Raw genomic sequence first — 6,429 nt, forward strand, 5'->3', positions numbered from 1 at the left:
CGCGGGTCGAAGGTATTTTACTGCGCAGAACTTATACTGAAGGGCAGGCGGTAAAGGCGGGGCAGCTGCTATTTCAAATTGACTCGGCACCGTTTCAGGTAGCCCTTAATCGCAGTAAGGCTCAATTGGCGCAGGCCAACGCCGGCTTGTCGGCTGCGCTCCGCCGTTGGGAGCGTGCTGGTGAACTGATTAAGACCAATGCCATCAGTCGTCGCGAACGTGATGACGCGGAGTCTGATCTGAATTTTGCCAAAGCGGCAGTGCAGTTGGCGGAGGCTGAAGTAGAAGCGGCGCAAATTAATTTGGATTATACCCAGGTGAAAGCTCCTATCGCGGGTATGACAAGTCGTGAGCAGCTATCCGAAGGTAGTTTGGTTGGGCCCGGTAATAGTCTGCTCACAGAAATAACCCAGCTAGACCCAATCGTCGTTAATGTGTCGCTGCCTGATAAATTAGTACTTAGCATTCGGCGCATGATCGAGCGAGGCGAAGTGGAGTTTGCCGAAGGTAAGCGAGATGTTGAAATAATTCTGGGGCCAAATGATATTTATCCACGCTTAGGGCATGTTGATTTTACGGAAAGTGCGATAGATAAAATGACTGGCACGGTTCAGTTGCGGGCGACCGTACCGAACCCTGACAGCAGCTTATTGCCGGGGCAATTTTTACGAGTGCGCTTGCACGGTTTGGTGAGCCTGAAATCTATCGTTGTGCCAGCGCGGGCGATTATGCAAAGCGCGCAAGGTATCTACGTTTTCAGGGTGGATAAGGATAATCGAGCGGAAATTGTCAATGTCACTCTTGGTCTCGAGTCAGAGGAGGGCGTGATTATTGAGTCTGGCTTGAATGCCGGTGATCTGGTGGTGGTCGATGGGGTGTCGCGGGTGCAGTCGGGGGCCTTACTTGCGCCACGTCTGGTGAAATTAGTTGCCGCTGAGCCAGCCGTGTCTGCGGAGGGGAGCGCCCAGTGAACCCCCGTTTTTTTATAGATCGCCCCGTCCTTTCAATTGTATTGTCCTTAATGCTGTTACTCGCAGGCGCAACGGCGATGGGTCGCTTACCGATATCTTTATACCCTGAATTCTTGCCGCCAGAAATCATTGTTAGCGCCAGCTACCCCGGCGCCAACGCTGAAACTATCGCTGAGACGGTTGCTGCGCCGCTAGAGCAACAGATTAATGGCGTCGATGGCATGTTGTATATGTCTACTCAAGCGTCCAGTTCTGGCGCCGTGAGTATCAGCGTGGTGTTTGCGACCGGGACCGATCCAGACCAGGCTGCAATCAATGTGAGCAATAGAGTTGCGGTCGCGGAAAATCGTCTGCCTGAGTCTGTTAAGCGGCAAGGGATTCAGGTTAGCAAGCGCTCTAGCAGCATTTTAATGATCTACGCCTTGACCTCTGATAACCCTCAATACGACGCCATCTATTTAAGTAATTATGCGCTATTAAATATTGTTGATGAATTACGTCGCCTGCCCGGTATTGGCGATGCGCGGTTGTTGGGTGCCAAAGATTATTCAATGCGTATTTGGTTACAACCGGATCGACTCGCAGAGTTTTCTCTAACACCCGCCGATGTGGCGCGTTCAATCAGTGAGCAAAATGCCAATTTTGCCGCAGGTAAATTCGCGGCTGAGCCGATGGTTGAGGATGCGCCATTCACCTACACGGTAACCACCCAAGGCCGATTGGCGACGGTTGCGGAATTTGAACACATTATTCTTCGCACCAATAATTCCGGCGCGACGCTGCGCCTAGGTGATGTTGCTCGCGTGGAATTGGGTGCTAAGGACTACGCCTTTAAAGGTTCTTATAATGGTCAGCCGGCTGTGCCCGTGGCCATGTATTTGCAGCCGGGGGCGAATGCCTTAGATGCTGGCGCGGAGGCTCAGGCCGTATTGGCTGCTGTGCGCGAGAAGTTGCCCCAGGGTATTAATCTCGATTTGGCATTCGACACCACGGTGTTTGTTGAGCACTCGATTAAGGAAGTTGTTGTTACGTTTTTTGAGGCGCTGTTATTGGTCGTATTGGTCATGTTTTTGTTTTTGCAAAATGTGCGCGCGACGATCATTCCTCTGTTGGCTATACCCGTATCGATTATCGGCACCTTTGCCGGTCTGTATATAGTCGGTTTCTCCATTAATTTGTTGACGCTGTTTGGACTCATACTGGCGATAGGTATTGTTGTTGACGATGCAATTATCGTAATTGAAAACGTCGAACGTATTATGGAAGAACAGCATGTCGACGCAAATACGGCGGTTAAACGGGCGATGGAAGAGGTGTCGGGCCCTCTGGTCGCTATTGTTTTGGTATTGTGTGCGGTGTTCCTGCCCGTCATTTTTATGGAAGGCTTAACTGGCGAAATGTACCGTCAATTTGCCGTGTCGATAGCGGTGTCGGTTATCTTATCTGGCATTGTCGCATTAACCTTGACACCGGCACTGTGCTCAATGATGTTAAAAACCAAGGGGCACGAACCAACTGAGCGTGGCTTCTTAGGAAAGTTTAATCGTGGCTTCAATTGGCTTCGCAATGGCTACGTGGCTGCCACCACTTATTTAATACAGCATCGCGTCATTGGACTTGGCTTGTTTGCGGCGATGATGGCGTTAACGTGGTTCCTGTTCCAAACGGTACCGAAAGGTCTGGTTCCCGCCGAAGACCAGGGCTATGTGATGATGGTCTATAAAACGCCGCCGGCAGCTTCTCTGTCACGAACGGTTGCGGTGACGGATGCGATGAATGACAGGATTCTTGAAGAGAGTGACGTCAATGGTGTAATGACGTTTTCGGGTTTTGATATATTGTCTGGCGCTCAAAAAACCAATGCAGGGGTATCGTTTGTGATGCTGAAGGATTGGGCGCAACGTCCCGATGCTGAGCAGAGCTCCGCTGCAATTGCACATCGTCTGCCAGGTTTAGGTCGAGACCTGCTCGACGGCATTATGTTTGCGTTTAATCCCGCGCCGATTATTGGTTTGAGCACGACAGGGGGATTTGAACTCTATATGCAAAACCGCAGTGACAGCGGTATGGCGGCGATGGCTGGGCAGTTGGATGCCTTTGTGCAAAAGGCGAATGAGCAGCCTGAATTGCGCGGTGTATACAGCACTTTTGATATTAATACCCCGCAATACCGATTGTTCCTAGACCGAGAAAAAGCCCTGAGTCTCGGTGTGCCGGTGGCGGATGTGTTTAGCACCATGCAGGCCAGTTTTGGCAGTTTATATGTAAACGACTTCACCCTGTTTGGCCGAAGCTTTCAAGTGAATTTACAATCTGAAGAGGACTTTCGCGGCAGCCCCGAAGATCTCAGCAAAGTATTCGTGCGCTCTGTGAATGGCAGTCTGGTATCACTGCGCACGCTGTTGCGGGTAGAACGGATTGTTGGCCCGGATACGGTGAGTCGCTTTAATGGATTTCCGGCCGCAAAAATACTGGGCAACCCGGCGCCGGGCTATAGTTCTGGCGATGCCATTACCGCATTAGAGCGCGTGGCTACCGAGCTGCTCGGGCGAAATTATACCCTGGGCTGGGTGGGCAGTTCCTATCAAGAAAAGTCGTCTGACGGTTCCGGTGGTCAGGCCTTTATTCTTGCTGTGCTAATGGTGTTTTTGATTTTAGCAGCGCAGTATGAGCGCTGGATTATTCCCGCCGCCGTTATACTAGCGGTACCCTTTGCGCTGCTGGGGGCGATCGTTGCTACTTGGATGCGCGGCCTAGAAAATGACATATATTTTCAAATTGGCTTAGTTTGCCTAATTGGCTTAGCCAGTAAAAATGCCATATTGATTGTCGAGTTTGCTATGCAAAAGCAACGGCAGGGTATGTCAGTGGTCGACTCTGCTATTGATGCAATCCGCCTGCGATTCCGGCCAATTGTTATGACGTCTTTAGCCTTTACCTTAGGCTGCTTGCCCTTGGCAATGGCCAGCGGTGCTGGTGCAGGGAGCCGGGTTTCGCTTGGGACCGGGGTTATAGGCGGAATGCTGGTCGCGACCTTTGTTGCAACGGTATTTGTACCGTTGTTCTATGTACTGTTCGCCACGTTTGGTGAAAAATTTAAACGTAGCAAATAGTGCTGTGATCAATTTATTGCAAGGCAGCTGGTGTGACGATTTTTAGTTGCCTTGCATTCGTTCACTGAAGTCCCAGCTCGACTGCGATGTTATTTTTAAATGGATGGCGTATTCGTCTTTGCGGCGGCTCAGTAGCCATTTGCTCAATTTAGGTTGGCTGTCCCCTAAATAACGTGCGATTAGTTGGCTTAAGACCGCGCCGTCGGCATCGCTCTTTAAGTTTGCAATCGCTTTGCCACGGACACCTTTATAGGGTACTGAGTTAATTGATACCTCAAATGCACAGTGGGGGTTTTCTTTTAATACGCGAATGATTTTTGCTGAAGCGTGGCTTGCACATAACAGTTCGCCATCTTGGTAGATAAACCACAGCGAACAAATCACTGGAAAACCGTCTTTGTCGATGGCCGCAAGTCGCACGGGGATCAGGTTGTTGTTTAAAAACGCTGTAGTGTCCATATTGTTTCCCATGCAAAGTAATAATTAGGGTTTTATTAATCGTATGCCCTGACCTTCAATGTTTATACGCTTTTGCTTATAAAGCCGACCAATGGCTTGCTTGAAGATTTTTTTGCTGACGCCAAATAGACTGTAGATGGCTTCTGGGGGGCTTTTGTCGCCAAGGGCAAGAAAGCCGTCATTGGCTTCGAGCTGGGCAATGATTTTGGCTGCAATATCATTGCCGCCAATGTTGATAGGTTGAACGCTAAGATCGATACGGCCGTCGTCGCGCACTTTTTTGACATAGGCAGTGACCGTTTCGCCTTTGCGCAATGGCCGAACTAAATCGCTGTCGTAAAGTAAGCCCCAATATTCATTATCAATAACCGCTTTAAACCCCAGCTCTGTTTTGCCGGCAACAATAACGTCAAAACATTGCCCGCGACTTAAATGAGGGGCGGTGTCCTCGATAAACTCGTCGAGCTTCATCGACGCCACAATGCGGTAGCTTTTATCTAAGTAAATTTTGACGAGGGCTTTTTTACCGGCGGTGATTTCTCCCATATGTTCGGCGTAGGGTAGGAGCAGCTCTTTATCTAAACCCCAGTCAAGAAATGCGCCGGTATCATTGATTTGCGAAATTTTCAGTAGGGCGACATCCCCCAATTGGGCGATGGGTGTTTTACTGCTAGCTATTAAGCTGCCATCACTGTGGTGGTGAATGAAACCGTTGATAACATCGCCAATCTGGCAATTTTCTGGCGCATTTTTACGGCTGAGGAAAATGTCACCGAGCTTGTCACCATCAAGATAAAAACCAGCAGGCGACTGGCGGGTGACGGTAAGTCGGTTAACGCGACCGATATCGGGCATTTAAAATTCCTCGGAGGATGTAACTGCAAGTCTAGTGCGACTTGGCGTGAGAGTATAGCGGGAGAATATTTTGGATTGGCGGCCAGTAGGAACTGGCCGCCTTATGAGCTTAGACTAGCTCAATGGCAACCGCGAGGGCTTCGCCGCCGCCAATACATAGGGAGGCTACGCCGCGCTTTTTGCCGTACTGTTTTAGGGCATAAATTAAACTAATAATAATACGTGAACCAGTTGAGCCAACAGGGTGGCCTTGTGCGCAAGCGCCGCCGTGAACATTGACCTTGGCGTGGTCTAACTCTAAGTCGCGTATAGCCAGCATGGTCACCATGGCAAAGGCTTCATTGATTTCCCAAAGATCGACATCGTCTTTCGTCCAGCCAGCTTTAGCTAGCACTTTTTGCATCGCGCCTACCGGTGCAGTGGTGAACAGTGCTGGTTCAAGTGATTGGCGGCTGTGGGCAATAATTTTGGCCAGCGGCTTCGCGCCACTTTCTGCCACGGCTGCTTCGCTCATCAATACCATCGCTGAGGCACCGTCTGAGATAGAGCTGGCATTCGCTGCAGTAATGGTGCCGTCCTTTGAAAATGCTGGGCGTAGCGTGGGCACTTTCTCTAGAGACGCGGTGAGTGGCTGTTCGTCGTCAGTGACGACAGTCTCGCCTTTGCGGGTTTTTACCGTCACTGGCGCGGTTTCCGCCTTTAGCGAGCCATTCTCGATAGCGTTGCGCGCGCGAGTAAGAGACTCGATTGCGTAAGCGTCCATCTGTTCCCGGGTAAATTCATTATCGTCTGCAGTTTGTTGCGCGAAGCTGCCCATCATACGGCCGGAATACGCATCTTGCAGGCCGTCAAAAAACATATGGTCTTCAAAGCCTTTGCCGCCAGTACCGACGCCTTTACGGGCATTGAGCACGATATGTGGGGCGTTGGTCATGCTTTCCATGCCGCCAGCGACGATAATGTCGCAGCTCCCCGCCTTAATTTGGTCGTGGGCGTAAATTGTGGCCTGCATCCCTGATCCGCACAATTTA

Annotated in this window: 5 protein-coding genes; 2 read left to right on the forward strand and 3 right to left on the reverse strand. The window is 50.4% G+C overall.

Features of this window, described 5'->3' with window-relative positions:
* Both ABYT30_RS13910 and ABYT30_RS13915 read left to right on the forward strand, forming a co-directional pair.
* A partial coding sequence (locus ABYT30_RS13910; protein WP_373097070.1) for an efflux RND transporter periplasmic adaptor subunit occupies nt 1-971 on the forward strand: 971 nt, incomplete at its 5' end.
* Nucleotides 968-4,084 carry an efflux RND transporter permease subunit gene (locus ABYT30_RS13915; RefSeq protein WP_373083305.1) on the forward strand — a complete coding sequence of 1,039 codons (3,117 nt, stop codon included), beginning with the start codon at nt 968-970 and terminating at the stop codon, nt 4,082-4,084. The genes ABYT30_RS13910 and ABYT30_RS13915, both read left to right, overlap by 4 nt.
* 42 nt (nt 4,085-4,126) lie before the next feature.
* On the opposite strand, the gene ABYT30_RS13920 is transcribed toward ABYT30_RS13915, so the two are convergent.
* The 3 genes from ABYT30_RS13920 to ABYT30_RS13930 all read right to left on the reverse strand — a co-directional run.
* Nucleotides 4,127-4,543, reverse strand: a complete 417-nt coding sequence (locus ABYT30_RS13920; protein ID WP_373097072.1) for a pyridoxamine 5'-phosphate oxidase family protein — start codon at nt 4,541-4,543, stop codon at nt 4,127-4,129.
* Between the two features lie 24 nt (nt 4,544-4,567).
* Nucleotides 4,568-5,398: a S1 RNA-binding domain-containing protein gene (locus ABYT30_RS13925; protein WP_373097074.1), complete on the reverse strand. Its 831-nt coding sequence runs from the start codon at nt 5,396-5,398 to the stop codon at nt 4,568-4,570.
* Nucleotides 5,399-5,507: 109 nt separating this feature from the next.
* The coding region (locus ABYT30_RS13930) for an acetyl-CoA C-acyltransferase (RefSeq protein WP_373097076.1) at nt 5,508-6,429 on the reverse strand (922 nt) is incomplete at its 5' end.

Source organism: Zhongshania sp. (assembly GCF_041623545.1).
Lineage (GTDB): Bacteria > Pseudomonadota > Gammaproteobacteria > Pseudomonadales > Spongiibacteraceae > Spongiibacter.